Annotated in this window: 20 protein-coding genes; 10 read left to right on the top strand and 10 right to left on the bottom strand. The window is 65.3% G+C overall.

Annotated features, from left to right (window positions below; genetic code table 11):
• Window positions 1–26 precede the first annotated feature (26 nt).
• Window positions 27–218 carry a DUF2964 family protein gene (locus BCO18175_RS08850; protein ID WP_174949877.1) on the bottom strand — a complete coding sequence of 64 codons (192 nt, stop codon included), beginning with the start codon at window positions 216–218 and terminating at the stop codon, window positions 27–29.
• A 260-nt stretch (window positions 219–478) separates the two neighbouring features.
• Here BCO18175_RS08850 and BCO18175_RS08845 point away from each other — a divergent pair, with 260 nt between their 5' ends.
• The 3 genes from BCO18175_RS08845 (at window position 479) to BCO18175_RS08835 (ending at window position 3,824) form a co-directional block, all read left to right on the top strand.
• On the top strand, window positions 479–1,129 hold the full coding sequence (locus tag BCO18175_RS08845) for a BON domain-containing protein (protein ID WP_174949876.1): 651 nt from the start codon (window positions 479–481) through the stop codon (window positions 1,127–1,129).
• A 39-nt stretch (window positions 1,130–1,168) separates the two neighbouring features.
• Window positions 1,169–3,061, top strand: coding sequence for an ATP-dependent zinc metalloprotease FtsH (ftsH, locus tag BCO18175_RS08840; protein WP_174980282.1), 1,893 nt, complete (start codon window positions 1,169–1,171; stop codon window positions 3,059–3,061).
• A gap of 448 nt (window positions 3,062–3,509) precedes the next feature.
• Window positions 3,510–3,824, top strand: coding sequence for a helicase (locus BCO18175_RS08835; protein WP_174980281.1), 315 nt, complete (start codon window positions 3,510–3,512; stop codon window positions 3,822–3,824).
• Between the two features lie 198 nt (window positions 3,825–4,022).
• On the opposite strand, the gene BCO18175_RS08830 is transcribed toward BCO18175_RS08835, so the two are convergent.
• Window positions 4,023–5,624, bottom strand: coding sequence for a GMC oxidoreductase (locus tag BCO18175_RS08830; protein WP_174980280.1), 1,602 nt, complete (start codon window positions 5,622–5,624; stop codon window positions 4,023–4,025).
• Window positions 5,625–5,993: 369 nt separating this feature from the next.
• Between BCO18175_RS08830 and BCO18175_RS08825 the strand changes: the two genes are divergently transcribed.
• Both BCO18175_RS08825 and BCO18175_RS08820 read left to right on the top strand, forming a co-directional pair.
• Window positions 5,994–6,254, top strand: coding sequence for a hypothetical protein (locus tag BCO18175_RS08825; RefSeq protein ID WP_174966828.1), 261 nt, complete (start codon window positions 5,994–5,996; stop codon window positions 6,252–6,254).
• Between the two features lie 762 nt (window positions 6,255–7,016).
• A complete protein-coding gene (locus BCO18175_RS08820) occupies window positions 7,017–7,277 on the top strand; it encodes a hypothetical protein (protein ID WP_174966829.1) in 261 nt (86 codons plus the stop codon).
• Window positions 7,278–7,427: 150 nt separating this feature from the next.
• On the opposite strand, the gene BCO18175_RS08815 is transcribed toward BCO18175_RS08820, so the two are convergent.
• The 3 genes from BCO18175_RS08815 to BCO18175_RS40510 all read right to left on the bottom strand — a co-directional run bounded on the left by BCO18175_RS08815 (window position 7,428) and on the right by BCO18175_RS40510 (window position 11,214).
• Complete coding sequence (locus tag BCO18175_RS08815) at window positions 7,428–8,405, bottom strand: NAD(P)/FAD-dependent oxidoreductase (RefSeq protein ID WP_174980279.1); 978 nt, start codon at window positions 8,403–8,405, stop codon at window positions 7,428–7,430.
• A gap of 9 nt (window positions 8,406–8,414) precedes the next feature.
• Entirely contained in the window at window positions 8,415–10,748 is a 2,334-nt protein-coding gene (locus BCO18175_RS08810; RefSeq protein ID WP_174980278.1) for a hypothetical protein, read from the bottom strand.
• Window positions 10,749–10,884: 136 nt separating this feature from the next.
• Window positions 10,885–11,214 carry a hypothetical protein gene (locus BCO18175_RS40510; RefSeq protein ID WP_254608004.1) on the bottom strand — a complete coding sequence of 110 codons (330 nt, stop codon included), beginning with the start codon at window positions 11,212–11,214 and terminating at the stop codon, window positions 10,885–10,887.
• On the opposite strand from BCO18175_RS40510, the gene BCO18175_RS08805 reads away from it, so the two are divergent.
• Both BCO18175_RS08805 and BCO18175_RS08800 read left to right on the top strand, forming a co-directional pair.
• Window positions 11,213–13,414: a xanthine dehydrogenase family protein molybdopterin-binding subunit gene (locus tag BCO18175_RS08805; RefSeq protein WP_254608003.1), complete on the top strand. Its 2,202-nt coding sequence runs from the start codon at window positions 11,213–11,215 to the stop codon at window positions 13,412–13,414. The two genes, BCO18175_RS40510 and BCO18175_RS08805, sit on opposite strands and share 2 nt — an antisense overlap.
• Window positions 13,342–13,800 carry a (2Fe-2S)-binding protein gene (locus BCO18175_RS08800; RefSeq protein ID WP_174966833.1) on the top strand — a complete coding sequence of 153 codons (459 nt, stop codon included), beginning with the start codon at window positions 13,342–13,344 and terminating at the stop codon, window positions 13,798–13,800. Before BCO18175_RS08805 ends, BCO18175_RS08800 begins: the two co-directional genes overlap by 73 nt.
• Before the next feature lie 19 nt (window positions 13,801–13,819).
• Here BCO18175_RS08800 and BCO18175_RS08795 read toward each other — a convergent pair whose 3' ends face one another.
• Entirely contained in the window at window positions 13,820–15,922 is a 2,103-nt protein-coding gene (locus BCO18175_RS08795) for a serine/threonine protein kinase (RefSeq protein WP_174980276.1), read from the bottom strand.
• A 441-nt stretch (window positions 15,923–16,363) separates the two neighbouring features.
• Between BCO18175_RS08795 and BCO18175_RS08790 the strand changes: the two genes are divergently transcribed.
• Complete coding sequence (locus BCO18175_RS08790) at window positions 16,364–16,582, top strand: hypothetical protein (protein WP_174980275.1); 219 nt, start codon at window positions 16,364–16,366, stop codon at window positions 16,580–16,582.
• Window positions 16,583–16,612: 30 nt separating this feature from the next.
• On the opposite strand, the gene BCO18175_RS08785 is transcribed toward BCO18175_RS08790, so the two are convergent.
• The gene (locus tag BCO18175_RS08785) at window positions 16,613–16,855 is read right to left on the bottom strand and encodes a hypothetical protein (RefSeq protein WP_254608002.1); all 243 of its coding nucleotides are present in this window, start codon (window positions 16,853–16,855) and stop codon (window positions 16,613–16,615) included.
• A 42-nt stretch (window positions 16,856–16,897) separates the two neighbouring features.
• Complete coding sequence (locus tag BCO18175_RS08780) at window positions 16,898–17,443, bottom strand: lecithin retinol acyltransferase family protein (RefSeq protein WP_174980274.1); 546 nt, start codon at window positions 17,441–17,443, stop codon at window positions 16,898–16,900.
• A gap of 480 nt (window positions 17,444–17,923) precedes the next feature.
• Here BCO18175_RS08780 and BCO18175_RS08775 point away from each other — a divergent pair, with 480 nt between their 5' ends.
• Both BCO18175_RS08775 and BCO18175_RS08770 read left to right on the top strand, forming a co-directional pair.
• On the top strand, window positions 17,924–18,208 hold the full coding sequence (locus tag BCO18175_RS08775; RefSeq protein ID WP_174966837.1) for a hypothetical protein: 285 nt from the start codon (window positions 17,924–17,926) through the stop codon (window positions 18,206–18,208).
• Between the two features lie 82 nt (window positions 18,209–18,290).
• Window positions 18,291–19,061: a PP2C family protein-serine/threonine phosphatase gene (locus BCO18175_RS08770; RefSeq protein WP_254608001.1), complete on the top strand. Its 771-nt coding sequence runs from the start codon at window positions 18,291–18,293 to the stop codon at window positions 19,059–19,061.
• A 24-nt stretch (window positions 19,062–19,085) separates the two neighbouring features.
• Here BCO18175_RS08770 and BCO18175_RS08765 read toward each other — a convergent pair whose 3' ends face one another.
• The gene (locus BCO18175_RS08765) at window positions 19,086–20,396 is read right to left on the bottom strand and encodes a sigma-54 interaction domain-containing protein (protein ID WP_174980272.1); all 1,311 of its coding nucleotides are present in this window, start codon (window positions 20,394–20,396) and stop codon (window positions 19,086–19,088) included.
• Window positions 20,393–23,464, bottom strand: coding sequence for a peptidase domain-containing ABC transporter (locus tag BCO18175_RS08760; RefSeq protein ID WP_174980271.1), 3,072 nt, complete (start codon window positions 23,462–23,464; stop codon window positions 20,393–20,395). The genes BCO18175_RS08765 and BCO18175_RS08760 overlap by 4 nt, the downstream gene beginning before the upstream one ends.
• Window positions 23,465–23,482 lie beyond the last annotated feature (18 nt).

Raw genomic sequence — 23,482 nt, 5'->3', positions numbered from 1 at the left:
TGTCGAATGCCGCGGGGCCGGAAGCGTCACGGCCGGTCGTGGACGGTGGGATTCAGCAGCGCGACGAATGCGAGGATGCTCGAGATCAGCGTGACGATCGCATAGCGAAAGATCCGCCCGTCGTCGAACAGCAGCGCGTGCACCACGCCGGCGAGCGAAGCGAGCGTGATGAACACGCAGAGCGTCGCAAGAACGATCCGGTATTGCTTTCGAATCATGACGGTCTCCCGGGAAGCGGCCTCCGGCCACGTCGCCAAGGCTCGCGCAAGGTCTGGTGTCATGATCGCGGCGCAGGCGCCGGCGCGGTTGATCTGTATCAATGGACAAATCCGGCCGCCGCAAAGGCGGCCGGCCCTCCGCAAGCCCGTCGCCGGTTGATCCTCGTCAAGCCGCCGGCACCGCGCTGAGCGATGCTGATCGGGAACGGCATGCGTGCGACGGCAAGACTGGCTGTCGTCATGACCGACGGGAGACCGACATGAAATCCGATGCAGCGCTGAAGCAGGATGTCGAGCAGGCGCTTTTCTGGAATCCGGCGATCGATGCGAGGCGGATCGACGTCGAGGTGCGCGACCGCATCGTCACGTTGCGCGGCACGGTGGCCGGCTGGGCCCAGAAACTCGAAGCGCAGAAGATCGCGCAGCATGTCGAGGGCGCACGCGCGCTGGTGCTCGAACTGGACGTTGAAAAGTCGTCCCAGGCCGCCTGTGCGGATCGCGAACTGGCCATCGCGATCACCTTCGCGCTCGGCTGGCAGGAAGCGCTGCGCGATCTGGCGATCCAGGTCGAGGTCGATCACGGCTGCGTGACGCTCGACGGCGAAGTGGATCATGCGTATCAACGCCACGCGGCGGAGCGGCTGGTGAGCCGGATGATCGGCGTCGTGGGTGTCGCGAATCGCATCCAGGTGCGCGCCGACCATACGGTGCCCGACGTCGGCGCCCGGATCGCCGAAGCACTTGCGCGACGCGCGCGGCGCGAATCCGCGGCCATTTCGGTCGACGCGATCGACGGCACCGTCACGCTGACGGGCAAGGTCGCGTCGCTGGCGGAGCGTCGCGCCGTGTGCGGCGCGGCATGGTCGGTCAAGGGCGTCCGGGAAGTCGTCGATCAGTTGACCGTCGCCTGACCCGCGCGGTTCTCCGCGTTAATCCTCCGGCTCCATGCGATGAAACGCCCCATCGACTACCCCGGGCTGGTGATCGTGATCGGCTTCGTCGCGCTGGTCGCGGCCCAACTGCTGATGTCGCGTCAGCCGACGACGTCGATCGGCTACAGCGATTTCCACCGGCTCGTCGAAGCGAAGCTCGTCGACGATCTGGAGATCGACCAGTCGTCGGTTTCCGGCGCGTTGCGCATGCCGGAGGCCGGGGCGATGCTGCCGGCAGCGGATGCCGTCGCGGTGAAAAAAGCCGGACCGCCATGGCGCTTCACAACCCATCGCGTGACCGACGACCATCTGGTCGACGCATTGACGGCTTCCGGCATTCGCTACCGCGGCATGCCGGAGGCCGGCTGGATCGGTACGCTCGTGTCATGGGCACTGCCCGTGATCGCCTTCGTGTTGATCTGGAACATCATGATGCGCAGGCCGGGCGGGGTGCGGGACCTGAGCGGCATGGGCAAGAGTCAGGCCCGGGTCTACGTGCAACAGGAAACGGGCATCACGTTCGACGATATCGCAGGCATCGACGAGGCGAAGGCCGAACTGCAGCAGATCGTCGCGTTCCTGCGTGAACCCGAACGCTATCAGCGGCTCGGCGGCAAGATCCCGAAGGGAGTCTTGATCGTCGGATCGCCTGGAACCGGCAAGACGCTGCTGGCGCGCGCGGTGGCCGGCGAGGCGGCTGTGCCGTTCTTTTCGATCAGCGGCTCGGCGTTCGTCGAGATGTTCGTCGGCGTTGGCGCCGCGCGCGTGCGCGATCTGTTCGCACAGGCGCAGCAGAAGGCGCCGTGCATCGTGTTCATCGACGAACTCGATGCGCTCGGCAAGGTACGCGGCGTCGGCGCGATGTCGGGGAACGACGAGCGCGAGCAGACGCTGAACCAGCTGCTCGTCGAGATGGACGGCTTCCAGGCGAATTCCGGCGTGATCATCATGGCCGCGACCAACCGGCCCGAGATCCTCGACCCGGCGCTGCTGCGGCCGGGCCGCTTCGACCGTCACATCGCGATCGACCGGCCGGACCTGACCGGACGAAAACAGATCCTCGCCGTGCATACGAAACGCGTGAAGCTTGCACCGGAGGTCGATCTCGCCGAACTGGCGTCGCGCACGCCCGGTTTCGTCGGCGCGGATCTCGCGAACGTGGTCAACGAGGCCGCGCTGCACGCGGCCGAACTCGGCAAGCCGGCGATCGGCATGGCCGATTTCGACGAGGCGATCGACCGCGCGATGACCGGCATCGAACGCAAGAGCCGCGTGATGAACGAGCAGGAGAAGCGGATCATCGCGTATCACGAATCCGGGCATGCGCTCGTGGCGCAAAGCCGCGCGCACTGCGATCCCGTGAAGAAGGTATCCATCATTCCGCGCGGCGTCGCGACGCTCGGCTATACGCAGCAGGTGCCGACCGAGGACCGCTACGTGCTGCGCAGGAGCGAGCTGCTCGACCGACTCGACGTGCTGCTCGGTGGCCGCGTCGCGGAAGAACTCGTGTTCGGCGATGTGTCGACGGGCGCGCAGAACGATCTCGAGCGTGCGACCGCAATGGTGCGCCACATGATCATGCAGTACGGGATGAGCGAAAAGATCGGCCTGTCGACGTTCGACGACGGCACGCCACAGGCCGGCCCGCCGGGCTTGTGGATGCCGGGTAACGGGCGTTGCAGCGAACATACGGCGCAGATGATCGACGACGAGGTGCGCGCGCTGCTCGCCGATGCGCATGCGCGCGTCGCGTCGACGCTCGGCAAGCAGCGTGACGCGCTCGAGCGGATTGCACGATGTTTGCTGGAACAGGAGTCGATCGATCACGACACGCTGGCGGCCCTGATCGCACCGCCGGCCGATGCCGATCTGGCGACGCGGGCGGAGGCGACGGCGCGTGTTCCGGTATAGCGCATCGTGTCGTTCTACGGGCGACGCGCACGGCTCGGTGAGAGCCCATGATGACGCGCTGATTCGTCGAACACCGCCATTGACTCAAGACGCCAAATTAGCGAGAGACGACGCCGACTCTGTTAATTGGCAGAGGGGCGTCATAATGGCCACCGGAATCTGCCGCGCTGCTAGTTGCAATTTGATATTTGACATAAGCTAAATTATCGACAAAATAGGGTCGGGCTAAAATTTCTACTTCGCGCCAAACGCTCTCGTCGATTTCCGGCTGCACCGAGATAATTTGCCTTTGGGAGGCTTGCCGGCCACGGCCACGGCCGCAGTCAGATATCGCTCGCGACGCGCTCAGAGCTCCCATATCTTCAACTTCCGTAGAACCGAGCTTCTACCTTTTTCGTTGGATCCTCGCGCAGCGTTAGAATATCGCCCCTTCTCATAGGAGACGAAAATGTCCTGGTTCGTTTACGAAGTGCCCGAATACCACGAAGACGCTGCGCGCATCGAGCCGTTGAGCGAGCTGCGTAGCCGTGTGTTGAAAATCAGCGGTCCGGCCATGGCCGACGAACTGGAAAGCATTCGCGAGAACGCCGCGGCGGCAGCGGACACCCCCGAGCGCCCCCTGCGTACTCCGGAAAATCCGAATGTCTTTCCGATTCCTTACGCCGACTCCATGATCCTGGTCGGGTTCATCTTCGATCTGAAACGCGAATTCCGGCAACTGGTCGTGTCGCCCGTTGAAATGCCCTGGCTGAAAGACGCGTAATAAGTGGCCGGTTCCGATGGGTTGATCCTAATTCTGGTGCGTCACTGCCTGGAAGGCTTCATACGCCAACCTGTCCAGGAAACCCGGAGCGCGTCCGTGTACGACGCTGACGCCACCGGCGATGGTAGCCCCTGCCTTAAGGGCTTCATTGCCCCTTTCGTGGGTATTGCCTGCCAACCATCGCCGATCCCGGCACACCTACACCGCCCCCCGGCCAAGCAACACGGCGACATTGCGCTCGGCCAACGCGGCGATCGTGCGTGACGGATTCAACCCAAGCGCACGCGGAATCGTCGCACCGTCCATCACGTAGAGCCCGTCGTACCCGAATACTTTTCCGTCCGCATTCACCACGCCATCCGCGCGCGTGAGCCCCATGTTGCAACCACCGAGCGGATGCGGCGTGATCAGCTTGTGGAAGTCGCTCCACGTCGGCGGGACGAAGGGGGCGCCGCCCGTCACGGTCGACAGGCGCCGGTGCGTATCGACCATCGCCTCGACAATCGCCTCGGATCGCGTGTACGACCAGTCGAGCCGCAACTCGCGACGCCATGGCGCAAACCAGCAGCGCCCGAGACGCATGCGCCCGTCACCCGGATCGATCGCCTGGCCGAACCAGGGCATCATGTTCTCGACCGGGTCATCGCAATCGAAATGGCGCGCGAAGGCTCGCCAGAACGTGCGCATCACCCCGCCGTGCGAGCGCTGCAGATGGCGACGCACGAAATCATGTGCAAGATTGGGCACGCCGCCGTCCTCGACGAACAGCGGCTCACCATCGTCGTCAGTCCGGTCGAGAAGATCGATCGCGGCGGAAATGGTGACGCCGTGCGATGGCGAGATCTTCCGGTGCCTGTAGAAGGCCGGCGTGACGAAATCACCGTTGAAAGCCCAGCCCCAGCCGAGCCTCGGCGATAGATTCGGCAGCGTGCGATGCTCGTCGCGACAGCGGAGCAGCAACTCGGTACTGCCGATCGATCCGGCGCTGACGATCACTGTGGCCGCCGTCGCGGTGCCGGGCATGAAGCTTCCGGCGGCGGGATCGATGACGTTGAAATGCACGCGCCATCCCTGGCCCAGCGGCTCGAGCTTCTGCACGACGTGCAACGGCAGGATTTTTGCGCCACGGCGCTCGGCCACAGCCAGATAGTTGAGGTCGAGCGTGTTCTTCGCCGACACCTGGCATCCAATGTCGCAATTGCCACAGTGGACGCACGTGCCCTGCGGTACGCCATGCACGTTGACGTGCCTGACCGAATGCCGGTCGTCGCGCGCGCCGGGCAAGGACGGATCGTAGGTCGGCGAAAACGACACGGCGAGCGGCAACTTGCGATACCGGTCGCCCCACCCGCAGGCGTCGGCAGCGTCGCGCAACAAGCGGGTGCGTTCGCTGATCTGGTTGTCGGGCACCTCCTGGACCGACAGCATCCAGCCCACGCGCTGATAAAAAGGCTCGAGCGCCTCGTACGTGATCTCCGGTGGCCAGCCGTGGTCGAAGGCGTCGGGTCTGGCCTCGACCGAGACGTTGGCGTAGATCAGCGACCCGCCGCCCACGCCCGCGGCGGCCACCACCGACATGTTGGAAAATACGCGCAGGTCGGCCCAGCCATGGAATCGTTGCGGGTTCCGCTGACTCCACAGCCACGGGTCGGCCTCGTCACGCGGATACGTGTCCGGCGTCCAGCGGCGACCACGCTCCAGCACCAGCACCCTTCTTCCCGCTTCCGCGAGGCGGCAGGCCGCCACCGCTCCGCCGAAGCCGCTCCCGACAACGATGACATCGTATTCAATCGCGCTCATGACGACGATCTCCTGACGCAGGTGCGTCACAGTTCCGATGCGAAACCCCTGAAGAATCCTCTCGTCCGCGAAGGCATCGCGATGCCAACCGCGGCGAAGTCGATGTGGCCCGTCCGGCCGCTGTCGTGTTGGATCAAGTGAAACAGCCGCTAGCGAAATTGTTTGGAGAAACCCGACATCGTCGTTTCCCGATCTTGCCCGACGAAACCGGCGAAACGTCGAAAGCCGTACAGAATTTCCTTTGTTTTCATGTGTTTAAGGCTCGTCGTGCGCACGTGATTCGCGGTTGGCACGTCCTATGCGTTTGTAGCAGCGAGCGCAACGAAAAGTGCTCTCTTCCAAACCGCAGCAAACTCAAGGAGATTTATCATGTCCGCACTGATGATCAACGACCTGTCCCGCGCCCACGAACTCAGCCGCAAGGAAATGGCTTCCGTCAGCGGTGGTAGCGTGTTCCAGAACCTCGGCATCAACAACATCACGACCGGCAGCGGATTCTCGTTCGCCAGCCCGAACACCATCACGGCCCCGGTTACCCAGGTCGATGCATCGACCCACCTGGATCTCACCAGCGTGACCAACTCGATCAACAACCTTGGCGGCCTGGTTGTCGGGAAGCTCGGCCTGTAAGCTTCACCCTGCTTTCTCGCAGCGGCAGCAGTGTTCGATCGCGTTGTACCGAACTACCGACGTTCTCCAGTCCGCCGCGGGGTTGTCCTCGCGACGTTCAAAGCCCGCCAGGCCGTATCGCTTGGCGGGCTTCCTTGCATGACGAGAACGAAGCCGGCATGAACAAGCCGATTCGCTGACGTCATCAGCACCGCTTGTTCCCCCACCTGCGGCCGTGCTGATCCCGACGCACTTTTCATCCTCCCTCCCCTGCACGCGGCGCCAGTCATCGAACTGCGTGGCGCGTCGATGCGTCGTTGACCATCGACGCGGTATTCCCGCTACGTCCCGCCGTTCTACCGATTCTCAGAAAATTCAGCTATCCGAATCACATGATTCCCGATCCTCGCATCGATACGGGTTGCATCCGCCCGTCGGATCGCTTGCGCGTTGGCAAATTTTCGCGCAGGCGCGCCTGCATCGCTGCTGCCGCACATGGATACCGTCGACGCGAATCGCAAGCGCCACGCTTCATTTCATGTTGGCCGAGACAAGACAGCAGCCACGGAAATTGTTTGGAAGAACCCGACATCGTCGTGCTTCGATCCTGCTCGACGAACCCGGTGAAGCGGCGTCACGCAGATTGAATTTCTTTTGTTTTCATGAGGTTGGGTCAGTCGCCAGCACGCACGCGTCGAGGCTGGCACGCCCCGTGCATTTGTAGCTGCGAGCGCAACGAAACGTGCTCTCTTCCAGACCGCAGCAAACCCAAGGAGATTTACCATGTCCGCACTGATGATCAACGACCTGTCCCGCGCCCACGAACTCAGCCGCAAGGAAATGGCTTCCGTCAGCGGTGGTAGCGTGTTCCAGAACGCCGGTATCAACAACATCGCTACCGGCAGTGGATTCTCGTTCGCCAGCCCCAACACCATCACGGCTCCGGTTACTCAAGTCGATGCATCGACCCACCAGGATCTCACCAGCGTGACCAACTCGATCAACAACCTTGGCGGCCAGGTCATCGCCAAGCTGGGTCTGTAAGTTTCGCCATGCTTCCTCTCAGGGGTAGCCGTATTCGATAGTGTCGTACCGCACCACCGATGTTCTCCAGGCCGCCGCGGGTTCGTCCTCGCGGTGTTTCAAGCCCGCCAGGTTCCGTCTCCTGGCGGGCTTTTTTGCATGACCGGTGTATCAACTGCCGAGCGGCAGGCAGTCCGATCGACGAGCTGCGTCGTGCCATCCGATATCCAGCCCCGCTCGCGTATAACTCTGCGCCAACACGGCTCTGTTGTACTCGTAGCTTTGCGTCACCCAGTCGCGGTACAGCGCGGCCAGCAAGCCCGCCCGATCCGGATGACGTGAAACCTCGATGGCCATTGCGCCCGCGCGCAGGCCGGAAGCGAGGGCAAAACGCAGACCATCGCCGGTCGCGGGATCGAGATAACCCGCCGCGTCGCCGCACACGATATAGCCGGGTCCCGCGGTCTGGTGCACGCACTGCCAGCGCCTGCACTCGCGCCACACCGGTCCGACGGGCATCGTGTCGATTGGCCACGCGATATCGCCATCGCGCAGCGTCGATAGCGACGTCCAGATTCGAAACGTGGAAGTTGCTTTCATCCATAGCCAGCCGCCATGCGCGATCGTCCAGTATGTGCCGGGGTGCGCCCCATGCCCGCGCGCGTAGCCGCGGCGAAGCCAGAACGGCGAAGAGTCGGTTGCCACATCGAGCCGAATCGCGCGATGCAACCAGCCGTTGATGCCGGTCGCATCGATCACGATGCTTGCGCCGACCTCGCTGTCACCGTGCGTGATGCCCGTGACCGCTCCGTGTTCGACACGGGCGGCAAGTCCGCCGGCGGGCGCACGCGAATAGCGAACGCCTGCGGTCAGCGCCTCGGCACGCAAGCCGTCGTCGAGGCGGCTGCGGATGACTGCACGCCCCTGCTGCGGATCGGCGCGACCATCGAGCCATGTATGCGGTTGCCGGGCCAACCTCGGCGCCAGTCGATCGAGCAACGTGAGCGCGGCGCCGGACACGCATTCCGGCGCCGTACGCGAACGCCCGCGGCCCAGCATCCACACGTTGCCGCCCGCTCTCGCCGCAGCGATCGCAGCAGCGCATCCGGCAGGCCCGTCGCCGACGACGAGCACGTCACACGCATCCATCGCCATCACTCAGTAAAGGCCGAGCGCGTCGGGCCCCGGTGCGCGGCGCAGCACCGGCCCGATCACCCGAGCGTCGGTCGCATCGCAACGGATCGCCTCCCCGTAGCGCACGCGCAATCGTCCCGGCGTGTGCTGTGTCGGCGCCGCGGCATCAGCAGCAGGAAGCACAAAAAGAAAGCGATAGCGCCCGGCAATACCCGGCGAGTCGCCGAGTTCCCGTGCGGATACCAGCCACAGCTTCGTATGCGAAGGTGTTTGTCCGTTGTCGCATGCAGCGACGGCATGGCGCAACGCACTGATCCGACGAATCAGCTCGGCCGAGTCGACGTGCTCGAATGCGCCGTACAGCACCTCGCCGTGCAATGCGTTGGCGACGTAGTCCGAGCGCTCGATGTCCGCGTAATCCACGCTGCCGTCGGGCGTCAGGTACGGGCCGTATTCACCGTCCCATCCGCGCCGCGTATTCGACTCGTCGCCACGCGCGACCAGCGGATGGCACGGATGCAACCCGAGTTCGCGGTCGAGCATGGGAATGGCGGTCGGCGCGTCGGTCCGATTGAAGGTCCTGGACGCATCGGGACTCACGGCGGGCCAGAAGCTGTTGGAGGCCGCGCACAGCTTGATGTCCTCGGCGAACGGGCTGCCCAACCCGAAGGTCGCGAGGAAGATGCCCCGCCGGTTGCCCGCATAGGTGACGTCCCAGCCGGGCGCAAAGACACCCGAAGACGCGTCCGACAGAAACGAAGTCATGCGTGGCGTATGCACGTCCCTGTCCTTCCGGCGCGTTGCGCGTGCCGCCAGGCTGAACGCGACGGCGACCGTCCGGTCACGCGGCGAAAACGCCTGCGTGTTGCTGAATGGATCGATGTGGCCGGGATTGGCCGGGAGTCGCTCGGCGCTGAGCGATATCGGCGAGCCGCTCCTGAACTGCGACTTCGGATCGATCCGCCGGTCCTTGAACCAGCGCTGCAGTTCCGCCTGGTCGGCGTACGGATAGAAATCCGGCGCGGCAACGACCGAATAGGCCGGGAGCACGGCGCGTTCCGCCAGCTCGGCGATACGGATCGTCACGACCCCTTCGGAGCAGTGATCGAGAAACAACTGCGCGCGGTAGCCGCCTTTGCCGACCTCTCCGAGAAATGCCTGCCGGTCGACGGGATGTGCGCGCATATCCGTATAGGTACCGTCCTCATGCGCCTTGTGCCGGATGTTGATGAACTCCGGTGCATTGCGGGGTTCGGGAAATTGCAGCCACCCGGGCGCGAAATGCGGAAAATATTGCTGCCGCACCTCGTCGATGGCGGCCAGCACCAGCTTCCACAGGTTCGTGATGATTCTCATCGTCGTGAAGCGCCGATTGGCGAGCGGTACCAGCCACCATTGAGCCGGCACGCCAAAGCCGTGTACCCCGAAGTTGGCCGAGGTCATGGGCTCGATCAGGGGCCGCGCGGCCGGCATCAACAGCACGCCTGCGCCCGAGCGCTTCAGGGCCACTGACGACGCGGTCGGGCCGGCAGGCGTGACGGTGCCGGGATCCTGGCAACTGATCGCATACGGCGCGCCACACAGATCGCCTGATGGCGACGGCTGCACGCCCCAGCGCGCCTCGGCGGCCCGCTTCAATTTCTCGCTGACATGGCGGTGGCCATATTCCAACGTCAACCGGCGTCCGGGCACGCACTCATCGGGAAACAGCTTGCGCACGGGCTCGACGAAGGTTCGCTGATGGTCGCCCGCTCGCCTGCCCTCGATCAGTGCGAGCCTGTCGGAACCGGTGACCCGACGGACGAGAAACGCGCCATAGCGCGCCGGCATCACGCGGACATGCTCGATCGCGTCCCGCACGTGCGGCACGAAGCTTCGGGTCTGCTCTTCGTAGCATGCGTCGGTGTCGCCGTTGCGTGCGATGCCGAGCCGCGAGAACACGAGATCCGCATGCTGCTGATGTCCCGTACGGCGCGCCGGCCGGTACTGATATGCCAGCACCGCGACGTCCAGCGTCTGCCAGTCGGGTGGCAACGGCGCCAGCGAAGCGATGTAGTTCTCCAGCAAATCGAGCGCTTCGAGACGTACGCCGGCATCCGGCGACGGGCACTCGGACAGTGCCAGCATGTGATAGATCAGGCTGCGCGCGGGGTCGCCGGGCTCGATCGCGCGCGTGGTGTTCGCGCAGAGATCGTGAATGCGGGGATCGTCCCAGTCGATCGGCAGCGGCCGGCCCAGTCGATTCGCCGTCTCCTCGGGCGTGCCCGAACCGGCCAGGTCAAGACCGTGACGTTTGAACGCTTCTCGCCACGGAGCCGGAAGGTCAAGCAGCAACGCGTGAACCTCATCGACAAGCATCAACGACCTCCGGTTGGCGGTGCGTTCGAAGCGGTTGGCACGACGCGCTTCGCGCCCCGGCAGCCACGCATATTCATCCGGCCGCGGCAGGCAGCGTCTTCAGCGCTTGTTTCAAACCGATATCACATTCAGGTTCTCAGTTGCCGATATCAGTGACTAATATAGGTGATTGCAGCAGCAATGAAATGACGGATTGTGTTTGAAACATTGAATTGTCGAGACGCGCAGCGTGATGCGCTGGATGCGCGGTGACTCGATCAACGCATGTCGGCGGCCACATCATGGTGAAGCGCAGAACCTTCCTGTTGGGCAGTGCGGGCGCGGCGGGGATGCTGGTGATCGGCTGGGCATGGTGGCGTCCCGACGACCGGCTGGGGATACCCGCACAGCTGGAGATGTCTCGTGTCGATGTGCCGCTGAACGGTTGGGTGATGATCAGTTCCGCTAACGACGTGACGATCGTCATGAGCAAATCCGAAATGGGCCAGGGGATACATACCGGCGCGGCCATGTTGCTGGCGGAAGAGCTCGATGCAGACTGGTCGCGGGTCCGCATCGTCATGTCTCCGCTCGACACGATCTACAAGGACCGTGAATCGCTGGCCGACGGCCTGCCGTTTCGCCCCGATGATGACAGCCTGCTCGCCCGCGGCGCAGCGGCGCTGGTGCGCCATGGAGCACGCTATCTGGGTTCGATGGTCACGGGAGGATCGACGAGCATGATCGATCTGTGGGGGCCCATGCGCGAGGCCGGCGCCACGGCCCGCATCATGTTGTGCAGCGCTGCGGCGAAGCTTTGGCAGGTGCCCGTCGCGGAATGCGAGACGAAGGCCGGCATGGTGCTGCATCGTTCGGGACGCTCGGCGACGTACGGCGCACTTGTCCAGCTCGCGCGGGACGTGCCGCGCCCGACACACGTCGACCTGAAGGACCCGAAGACGTTCACGCTGGTCGGGAAACGATTGGGTCGCATCGAGGCGCACTCGAAACTCGACGGCAGCGCGCGCTATGGCATCGACGTGCTTCCGGACAAGCTCCTGTACGCGAGCGTCACGATGTGTCCGACACTTGGCGGAAAGGCGCTGGATTTCAACCCGTCCGGCGTTGCCAGCCGGAAGGGCGTGACCGGCATCTTCAGGATCGAGCCATACAACGGCGGAACGGGCGGCGTTGCCGTCATTGCCGACAATCCCTTCATCGCGATGCGGACGTCGTGCCAGTTGTCGGTCACGTGGGATCACGGGCCGGCTGCCGGCGTGAATACCGCAGGTGTCCGCACGGCGTTGACGCACGCCCTCGACGACGATGAGGGCCGCCACGTGTTCTACGCCGCCGGCGACGCCGATGCCGCGCTGAGCCACGCGAAGCCGCTGGTCGCGCAGTACGAAGTGCCCTACCTGGCTCACGGGCCGCTGGAGCCGATGAATTGCACGGTGCTGGTCGAGGACGAATCGGCAACGATCTGGTGCGGCACGCAGGCCCCCATGGTGGCACGCAAGGCAGTCGCCGCGCTGCTGGGCCTGGACGAAGACAAGGTGGCCGTGAATCAGCAATTGATCGGCGGCGCATTCGGCCGGCGGCTCGAGGTCGACTTCATCACGCAGGCCGCCGCGATCGCGCTTCATGCGAAGGGAAGGCCCGTGCAGACGATCTGGTCGCGCCCGCAGGACATGACGCACGACTTCTACCGCCCGGCTTGCGTGGCGAGATACAGCGGCGCTATCGATGCGAGCGGCAGGCTGGTCGCATGGAAAGGCGTGTCGGCGAGCCAGTCGATCAGCGCGCAGGCGATGCCTCGCACGTTCGGCATGCCGAGCCTCGCCGCGAAATGGTTGCCCGACGCCACCACGGCGGAAGGCGCATTCGACCTGCCCTACGAATGCGAGAACATACTCGTCCAGCACAATACGGTGACGCTCCCGGTTCCGGTTGGCTACTGGCGCTCCGTCGGGCACTCGCATCAGGCATTCTTTGTCGAGAGCTTCATCGACGAGATGGCCGTGCTGGCACGGAAAGACCCGATCCAGTTTCGCCTCGACATGCTCAAGCAGCCGGCGCACCAGCGCCATGCGGCCGTGTTGCGCGCGCTCGTCGCGCTGTCCGGCTGGCGTTCGCCGCTGGCATGGCGTGACAAGACGGGCGCGCGGCGCGCACGCGGCGTGGCGATGCATGAGTCGTTCGGTAGCGTGGTCGCGCAAGTCGCCGAAGTCCGGCAGGAAAGTGACGGCTTTCGCGTGACGCGCGTGGTCTGCGTGATCGACTGCGGGCTGGCCGTGAATCCGAACCTGGTCGAGCAGCAGATGGAAAGCGGGATCATCTTCGGGTTGTCGGCCGCGCTCGAGCAGGCGATCACGATCGAGAACGGGCAGGTCGCGCAGCATTATTTCGACAGCTATCCGCTCGTCAACATGGAGACGTGTCCCGAGATCGTCACGCAAGTCGTGGCAGGCGGGACCGAGCCGCACGGCGTCGGCGAAGCGGGCACGCCGCCGATCGCGGCGGCCGTGGCGAATGCGCTGTATTCGCTCACGGGCGTGCGTCATCGCACGCTGCCGTTCGTCACGCCGAGCCCACCCGACCAAGGAGATGACCGATGGTGTCAGTCCGTATCAACGGGGAAACCGCTCACGTCGATTCCGAGCCCGCCACCCCGCTGCTCTGGGTGATTCGCTGCGAACGCAAGCTGACCGGCACGAAGTTCGGCTGTGGCGTCGGGGTCTGCGGTGCATGCACGGTGCTGCTTGACGACCGGGCCGTGCCTGCATGCCAGCTCCCGGTCGGTACGCTGAACGGCGCGCGCATCACGACCGTCGAAGGGCTGAACGGCGTCGAAGCGCGCGCACTGAAGGACGCGTGGATTGCCGTCGACGTCGTGCAGTGCGGCTATTGCCAGAGCGCACAGCTGATCGCCGCCACTGCCCTGCTCATGCGCTGCCCGCGCCCCGACGACAACCAGATCAACGAAGCCATGAAGGCGATTGCCTGCCGGTGCGGCACCTTTCCGCGCATCCGCAAGGCGATTCACCAGGCGGCGGAATCGCTAGCTCGCTAGTCTGGGCGAACCGGCTCGATCAGTTGCCGTTGGCATGCGTCGTGATCTGGATGAAATCGGCGGCAATGCGCCCCGCGCCGTATTTGGCCTCGAACAGCTTCAATTGCCGATCGATTGCCGCGAGATAGGCGGCGCGCGGCTCGGATGGCGGGCGCATCCCGTCGAACAGCGGCGCGGGCGTAACGAGGAGCACGATCATCTCGGTACCGAAAGGCTTGCCGATCACCCACTCGCCCATGCTGCCGATCGTCGCGGCGTAATTCGGCGGCGCCTGGTTGTCGCGCTCGCGGCTGCTTGGCACGAGATGCACGACGCTCCCGTTCAGCACGTAGTAATCGACGTTCACATACGAGTCGTAACCGGGTGTCGTGATGTCGATGACCAGCGGGTTGCCTTCAGCGAAATGTGCATCGGGCGCTCGCGTGCGGATCGAAGCCGCATGTGGCGCAGCCCGATTCGATCGCCAGTACGGAGCAAGCGCGCTCACGACCTCGCAGTTGTGCGCATCGATCGGGCGCACGTCGAGACTGGCCGCCTGTCCGCCCGCCAGGCTGCTGAGCGCGGTTCGCACGCGCCCGATGCCGACACCGGCTTCCGCAAACCCGCGCACCTGCAGGACGTGATCCTGCACCGACGCATCGAGTGCCGAACACGGGATGCGTGCCAGCGCCGCCATCACGGATGCCAGCGAGATCGCCGGTGCCGGTGCCGGCGGCGGCGCGCTGGCCGCAGCGGGCACGGCGTTCGCGACGCTCGCGGGCGCGCTGCTCGCCGCGGCACCGGCCGTCACGCCACTGCCTGCGCCGGCAGACGCGTGCACGGCCGTGTCCGCGGCGGGGCGCCTTTCGCCGCTGCGCGAAAGTGCCTGGTAGCCGTACCAGAGCACGGCGATCGCCGCCACCGTGCAAGCGCCCACGGCCGCCCCGGTGCGTGCGCCCGATGCACGCATGGGGCGCTTGAGCACGCCCATGCCTTCCAGGAACAGGTTGACGCTGGGCGTGCGCGTTGCGCGGTCGAACGACAACGCGGCGCTCAAGGTGCGCCATTGCGTGCGATCGAGACCGGGGTGGCGCTCGGGCCGCAAGTGGTCGTGACGCGCCTGGGTGGCCGACAACCGGTTGAACGGATGGTGTCCGGTCAGCAATTCGTAGGTGACGCAGGCGAGCGCGTAGACGTCGTCGCACGGATCCGGCTCGAGATGCTCGAACATCTCCGGGCTCGCGTAGGCCGGCGTGATGCCGCCGAGGCTCGCCGGGTCGAACACGGTGACGTCGGGATCCTCGTCGCGCCGCTGGAATGCGCGTGCGATCCCGAAGTCGATCACCTTCACTTCGCCACGGTCGGTGAGAAACACGTTGGCAGGCTTGAAATCGCAGTGGACGAAACCGCGTTCGTGCGCGTAGGCCAGCGCCTGGCCCATGCCGGCAATGATCGGCAACGCGGCATCGAGCGGCATGCCCTTGAAGTCCGGCGCGCGCAGCACCTTGCTGAGCGGCCGGCCCGACAGATACTCCATCGTGAGATAGACGAGCGGACCGTCCCGATCGAAGTCGTAGACGGTGACGATGTTGCGATGGGCGAGCGTCTGCGCCTTGCGGGCTTCGCGCTGAAGGGCGATCAGTGAAGTCGGCTGGCCGCGGAACTGCACGTTGAGCACCTTGATCGCAATGTGCGGCTTGCGATCCGACGCCTCCAGCTTGCGCAGGTCGAGCGCCTTGTACACGGTACCCATCCCGCCGACGCCGAGGCACTCCTCCAGCACGAAGCGTCCGTTCAGCGTATCGCCGATGCCTTTCACGCGTTCGCTGTCGATGGACATTGCGCCGTCCGACGGCCCGGGCGGAGGGGCCGGACGTGCCGCCGGCCGAGGCGGGCTTTCGTGGATCCGGGTTGCGTCGCCCGCGGATGCCGTTCTGTCATGACATCGCTCGATGCGCTTCAGCACTTCCGCATAGATATCGTCCGACAGCGGCTGCGTGGTTTGCGTCTGGTCGAGTACTTCGCGCAGACGGGCGCAATCGACCTGATCGGTTGCCAGCACCCGGTCGATCTCCGAGAAGAACGCGTCCTGCGACAGCGTCCCGCTCTGGAATGTCTGAATCAGCTCCGCAAAGCTCATCATTCGTATGCCGTGTACTCAGCTTCAGCTTGCCGACCCGTTTCGGCGCCTCACGGTGCCGCCAGGGCAAGGACTGTCCATGGCGGCCCCCTGCAGCGCGACGTAGCGGCGATGCACCGGACACGATCGATCCCGCCGCCACGTCATCGTCAGACGAATTCGACTGCGCGCCGCACCGGCCGCGGGCCTTCTGACAGGACGTCTAACAAATCATACTAGTCTGCGGTAACGCCCTGTGCAATCGGTGCCGGAACTAGAATTCGGGCAGATTCATCGCGAACCGGCTTCGGGTGTTCGCCGTCCGCATCGCCTGCGCCCCGCCTTCCATTTTCCGGCGCGCGTGGCCGTGCGACGGAACCTATACTGGACAGATTCCCGGCACGTCGGCGCATCGCATGATGCCGCGCGGCTGCCCTTCTCCCGTCCGATATCGTGGAGCCAACCATGGGCGTGCTCGTCATCAACGATCTTCCCGAAAGCGTCGACCTCGACAGGCAGGCGATGGCCACCATCACCGGTGGCGCGAAGGTACGCGCGCATCAGACGATGCTTGCGCCGCAACCTTTCCCCTACCTGCACACCGACGCCCGCAATGTTGCGTTGGCGCGTGCACCGGTGGCCGAAGCCGTGGCGTCCCCGGCCCGTCCGACGCTGTTGCGTTGACGGACGCACCGCTCGACCCGGCGCGCACGCTCAGGCCGCTCGCGCCGTCATCTCGGGCCGCCGGTCGGCCGGCGGGAACACCCACCATGAGCCGTCGTCGTGACGAAAGAAGAAGATGACGATCGTGCCGGCCGGATGCACGGCCTCGACGCAGACAAAGCGCCGCCGTTGCGCAGGCATGCGGCTGAAGCGCACGACGCGCGCCGGCACGCGCGTGCTCGGCGCGAGCCACTTGTCGACCTGCATGCGCAGCGAAGATTCGATCCCGTTCATGTGAGCCTCCTCGTGGCGATGTCGTACGCATCGGGACGTCGCTCATGCGGTGGCGATGGCGGCCGCGGCGCCCCGTCCGCCCGCATGCCGCGCGACGAGCAACGCGCGGCAGACCGACAGCGCGAACCGGAATGCCGTCCGCGGATGCATGACGCACGTGCGAACCTGCTCGCTGTGGCCTGTCCCTTCCACACACCACGTGCAGAAGTGCTCGCAGTTGTTCGTCAGCAGGCGGTAGCGGTCTTCGCCCAGGCGGGAACGTGCGCGCAGCACCGCGGTGCGCCCTGCATAGGCTGCGGACGGATGCGGCATGACGCGAACCGCGTGACCGTCGGCGAATCGTTCGAGCGTGACTTCCTCGATCGGGCCGCGATGCAGCGATGTGCAGAGCCCCGCGTAGTGGACGACGCGTCCGTCGCCGACATAGATGCCGTGATGGCTGTAGCAGCCGCGATCGGAAACCAGGTGCGCGCCAAGCGGCAGTGCCTCGACGCCGCCCGGCAGCGAAACCGCATGCGCGATTGCGTCCGCAGCGCCAGCCGCCGCACAGGGCGCGGTGCTGTTCGCTGGTTGAAGATCGCGTTCCATGACGGGCTCCATCTGCAGGTTGGCGGCCGCCCGTGGTGCGCAAGGGTTCGCCGGTTGCCAACTAACCTGCATCAAGCGTGCCAATCACCGGGAGCCCGTCGCGCAACGCTCGGCGGGCGATGCGCGGCGAACCGGGCACCGCGCTGTCGCCGCGCAGCCAACCATTTGCGGGAGCGTTCGTTGGTGCGACAACACCAGTTGGCGCGCCGGACAGCCGTTTGCGTCCGCCGGCGCATGTGTCGGTTTCGCGGCCACGTTCGGGCGCACGACTGTTGGCTGGCGCACAACCATTGCAGGACCCGGTCGCGACGCACTAGCATGCAAGCAACGCGTGTCGATAACGCCTTGCCTTGCCGCGTGCGGCGCTCAGCGGATCGACGCACGTGCCCGGGCAACGCACGCGGGTTGTGTCACGCATGGCACGGGGTTTGCACGTATCGGGTACCCGGTCCGTCGGCCAGCCTCTTTCGGAGACTCATCATGACCACGCTCGCAATCACCGACCTTCACATGCAGCACGACATCGACCGCAAGACGATGTCGTTCATCCGCGGCGCAGGCGCGCCGTGGGTATTCGGCTGGATCCAGCCCTACGCGCCGCCGGCTCCGTCGTTCGGGCCCGTCGTGAACCTCTATCAGACGTACAACACGTTCTACGCGAACCAGGTCCTCAACCAGATTCAGAACGTCGACGTCACGAACTCGGCGCCCGGCGCGAACATCGCGGTCGGGGTTGGCGCGGACGGCAGGAACCGGCTCGTCTAGCGCCTTCATGCCAACCGGCAACGCACGTTCACCTGCCCGTTATCGGCATGAGCGGGCACTGGACGAAAGGGAATGGCGGGCCGTGAGCGCAGAACTGCAATGGACTTCGGCGTCACGCACTGACGTGGGCCTGGTCCGCGAGATCAACGAAGACGATTGTCTCGCGTTGCCGCACCGTGGCCTGTGGGCCGTTGCGGACGGCATGGGCGGACATTCGGCCGGCGACCTCGCGAGCCGGACGATCGTGCAGGCGCTGGAACGGCTGCCCGCCCCGGCCACGCTGGCGGACTTCATCGAGGCAGCGCGCACCGCGCTCGATGCCGTCAACGTGCGCTTGCGCGTATCGGCCGCCGAGCGCGGCGTACGCCTGATCGGCAGCACGGTGGCGGTGCTGCTGGCGAGCGGCCGCCAGTGCGGCTGGCTCTGGGCCGGAGACAGCCGGATCTACCTCTATCGCGACGCACACCTGACCCAGCTCACGCTCGACCACAGCCACGTCGCGGAATTGCAGGCCCAGGGCCACCTGAGCGCACAGCAGGCGCGCCATCACCCGTCGCAGCACGTGATCACGCGCGCCGTCGGCGCCGCCGAGCAGCTGCATCTCGACGAACGACGCATCGACGTATGCGACGGCGACATGTTCCTCCTGTGCAGCGACGGCCTGAGCAACGAAATGGACGAAGCCGACATCTCGGCCGCCCTCGCCTGCGGCGATTGCGCGTACGCAACGGACGCGCTCGTCGACCTCGCGTTGCGCGAAGGCGGCCGGGACAACGTCACCTGCATCGTGATCCGCGCCGACGATCCCGAAGCGTCGGACCGGACGCTCGCCAATCCTGCCGTGCAACGCTGAGCGATCGAGCGGCCGCGGGTGCGTTCACGCGTCCTTGTCGGGCGCCGCGCCGTCCTGATGACGGAACGCTTTCGAACGGATGCCGTGCTTCTTGAGCAGCATCTGCAGGTGCGACCGGTTCATCTCGCAACGGCGCGCCAGTTCGGCCACGGTTCCGCCGGTCTCCTGCAACCCGCGTTCGAGAAACGCGCGCTCCGCCTCGTCGCTTGCCGCGCGCTTCGCGTCGCTGAGCGACATCGGCCTGCCCGGCGCACCGTCATCCGTCGCACGCACGGCGCCCGACACGGCCTTCGGACGGATGTCCTCGGGCAAGTGCTCGATATCCGCGATGTCGCCGGCCAGGCACGACAGCCGGTAGACGAGGTTGCGCAGCTCGCGGATGTTGCCCGGATACGGATAGGTCAGCAGGAAGTCGCGCAGTTTCGGTGTCGTCTTGATGGGCCGGCGCTTCAGGGCCCCGGCTGCCTCGTCGCCGAAATAGGCGAGCAGCAGCGGAATTTCATCGCGCCGTTCGCGCAGCGCCGGCAACGTCAGATGAATGACGCTCAGGCGGTAGAACAGGTCCTCGCGAAAGAGCCCCTGTTCGCTCAATTGCCGCAGGTTCTTGTTGGTGGCGGCGACGATGCGCGTATCGACGCTGATCGGCTCGTCCGAGCCGACCCGCTGGATTTCGTGCGACTCCAGGACACGCAGCAACTTGACCTGGCCCGACAGCGGCAATTCGCCGATTTCGTCGAGGAAGATCGTGCCGGTATGCGCGCTCTCGAACTTGCCCTTGCGATCGTTCGACGCGCCGGTGAACGCGCCGCGCCGATGGCCGAACAGCTCGGATTCGAGCAGGTTGTCGGGAATCGCGCCGCAGTTCACCGAGATGTAGGGGCGGTCGGCGCGCGCCCCGTTCGCGTGGATGACTTTCGCCATCAGTTCCTTGCCGGTCCCGCTTTCGCCGTCGATCAGCACCGGCAGGTCGGTCGGCGCAGCCTTTTCGGCGATTTCGAGTGCGGCGAGCAACTTCGGATTGTCGCCAAAAATGCCCTCGAAGATGAAACTGCGCTCGATCAGGGCCTGTCGGCGTCGCTGCACCGGGGCCGCGGCCGCTTCCAGCGCCTCGGGTGTCTCCGGCGCGGCCACGGCGGCCTCGACGAAGCGCTCCTTGCGCGACATCTGCATGACTTCGTCGCGCAGCACGTTCGCCTGGTTGAGCAGCTTCTCGATGTCGGCACGCTCGAGCTTGGGTGCCCAGCGCAGCATCGAGCGCAGGATCTCGATCTTCTCGAGCAGGCCGGCATACGAGATCGCGGAGTTGCCGAATCCGTGCGGGTCGAAGAGTTTCATGCGGCACCCAGCTGTTTCTGCACGAGCTGGTAATACATGCCCTTGAGGGCGACCAGCTCGTCGTGCGAGCCCTGTTCGACGATCGCGCCTTCGTACAGGACGAGGATCTTGTCCGCACGCATGATCGTGCTGAGCCGGTGCGCGATGATCACCGCGGTGCGCCCTTGCAGGATTTCATGCATGTTCGCGAGGATGTTGCTCTCCGACTGCGTGTCGAGCGACGAGGTTGCTTCGTCGAACACGAGCAGGCGCGGATCGTGATACAGCGCGCGTGCGATGCAGAGCCGCTGGATCTGGCCACCCGACAGGCCCACGCCGCGCTCGCCCACCACCTGTTCGTAGCCGAGCGGCAATTTGCTGATGAATGCATGCGCGTCGGCCATTCGTGCGACCTCCTCCATGCGGCGCCAGTCGGGGCTCGTGTCGCCGCATGCGATGTTCTCGGCAATCGATCCGGAAAAGACCAGATTGGATTGCATCACGTAGCCGATCTGCGCACGGTAGCAAGCCTTGTCGATCGCGCTCATGTCGTAGCCGTCGACCACGATCTTGCCGTCGGTGGGCGCATAGAATCCCACGAGCAGCTTCGCCAGCGTGGTTTTCCCCGAACCGCTGCGCCCGACGATGGCCACCATCTCGCCGCGCTTGATCGTGCAGTTGATGTTCTCGAGCACGTAAGGCGTTTCGTTGCCGCCATAGCGGAAATACACGCCGTCGAAGCTGATGTCGCCCTGCAGGTCGGGCAGCAGCACGCGTGAGGCCAGCTCGGCCGGCTGCTGCTCGGGCTCGATGTCGAGGACGTCGCCGAGCCGCTCCATCGCCACCGCCGCGTCGTTCATCAGGCTCCACATGCCGACGAGCCCCATCAGCGGCGCCAGCACGCTGCCCATGAACGCATTGAAGGCGATCAGTTGCCCGATGCTGAGTTCATGCGCGAGCACGAGGTTCGCACCGACCCACAGGATCACGATGGTGGTGGCCGCATTCAGCAGCTGGCTGCACAGCGCCACCACGATATTGAAAGCCTGCGCACGATACTGGACGTCGAGCGCCTTCGCATACTTGCGCTCCCACTTCAGCCGTACCGACCGTTCGATGCCCATGCCTTTCACGGTCTCGACGCCGCCGAGCGTCTCCATCAGCAGCGACTTCGCATCGGTGGACGCGGCAAACACCTCGCGCGCATAGCCTTTCAGCTTCGGGGTCGCGAGCGCCGTGAGCGCCATGATCGGGATCACGAAGGCGATCAGCACCAGCGTCATCTTCACGTTGTAGAGAAACATGATCGTGAAGTAGATGAAGATCATCAGGAGATTGAGCGCGGTCGTCACGGTGGACTCCGTCAGGAACGCGCGGATCGTCTGGTTCTCCTGGAAGCGCGCGAACACGTCCCCGCTCTTGCGGCGAGCGAAGAACGAATACGGCAGCGACATCGTGTGTTTATAGAACTGCGACATCATCGCGAAGTCGAGACTGCGCACCATGAAATTGGAAAGATGCGCGCGGATCGTCGTCATCAGCTGGGTAAACACGTGTGAAATGACGAGCCCCGCAATCAGCAGGTGCAGCAGGCTGACGTTCTGGTGCACGATCACGCCGTCCAGGATGCTCTGGATGATGATCGGCGGTATGACGCCCAGCACCTGGATCACGAAGGTCGCCAGGAACAGATGCGCGAGGATCTTCCTGTAAGGGCGCAGATAGCCGATGAAGCGCACCCATGGCGAACGTGACTCGGCCGGCGCCGCGGCCGGCCCGCTCGCGGTGAACAGCAGGCACGTGCCGCTCCAGCCGCGCTCGAACGCCTCGACGCTCAGCTTCCGGAAGCCGAGCGCCGGATCGGCGATCCGCACCCACGACTTCGACACACCGTACACGACGACGTAGTGGTATCCCTCCCAGTGCACGATGAACGGAAGGTCGAACCCGAGCAGCGCCTCGTAGGTGCACTGCACGCCGCGCGTCGCGAAGCCCACCGCCTCGCCGGTGCGCGCGAGACTGTCGAGCGTCGCGCCCTGCGTCGTCACGTTCGCGAGATCGCGCAGCTTGCCGAGCGTCATCGCGACGCCGTAGTGACGGCAGATCATCGCGAGGCACGCCGCCCCGCAATCCATTTCCTCGGCCTGCTCGACCAGCACGAAACGCTTGATCATGCGCTCGCCGAACGCGGCGTCGGAGCCGATATCGATCTGCAGCGGGTGGCGACGCCGTTCGGCGAGCTTCTTCTGTCGCTTCAGTTCCTGCTCGACGAAGCGGATGCGCTCCTCGAGCACCTCGCGCAGTTTCGGGTTGCGCTCGAGCATGAAGTGCACGGTCTTTTCCGGAATGACGAGCAGGCGCGTGTCGGTGACGGCGGTGACGGTCGCCGCCTGCTCCTGTCGCAGCAGGCACGCGCGCTCGCCGAAAATCTCGCCCGCGCCGAGCGTCGCGAGCGGATAGTCGCTGCCGTCCTCGTGGCACGAGACGCTCACCTCGCCCTGGCGCACGACATACAGCCGGAGGTCGCCGCCCGGCCCCTGCCGGACGATCTCCTTGCCGGCCGCCACGCGCTTCACGCCGACGCTCGACACGTACTCCTCGAGTTCGGCGCGCGTCAGCTTGCCGCGCAGGTCGAACAGCCGCGTCACGAACCCGCCGGCCGAGCTGATCGCGACATAGCTCGTCACGAACGCCTGCGCGGCGGGATTGTCGCGCAGGATCGGCTCGATCGCGCTGCGCGGGATGCACAGTACCTCGGTCTTCGTCGACGCGCGCACCGACACCTCGTGCCAGTAGTCGCGCAGCATCGCCATTTCACCGAACACCTCGCGTTCCTTGCGCACGCCGACGCTGGTTTCCTTGCCGCGCTCGTCGGCGATCAGGCGCACGGACCCGAAACGCAGCACATACAGGCCCTCGGCCGGCTCGCCGCGATTGCAGACGGTGTCGCCGAACGCGTAGGTGCGCACCTGCGCCTGCGCGGCCATGCGATCGAGCTCTTCGGGCGAGAAGAGCGACAGCGGCTCCACCGACGCGAGAAACGCCGCGAGCGGCGGGATGCTGGCCGGGGCGGGGGCGTGTGCGTCCATTGCTGCGGGTCTCCGTGA

It is taken from the genome of Burkholderia lata, from assembly GCF_902499335.1.
GTDB classification, from domain to species: domain Bacteria; phylum Pseudomonadota; class Gammaproteobacteria; order Burkholderiales; family Burkholderiaceae; genus Burkholderia; species Burkholderia lata_B.
The sequence above is the reverse complement of the archived record's forward strand: the minus strand, read 5'-3'. Positions and strand labels throughout refer to the sequence as shown.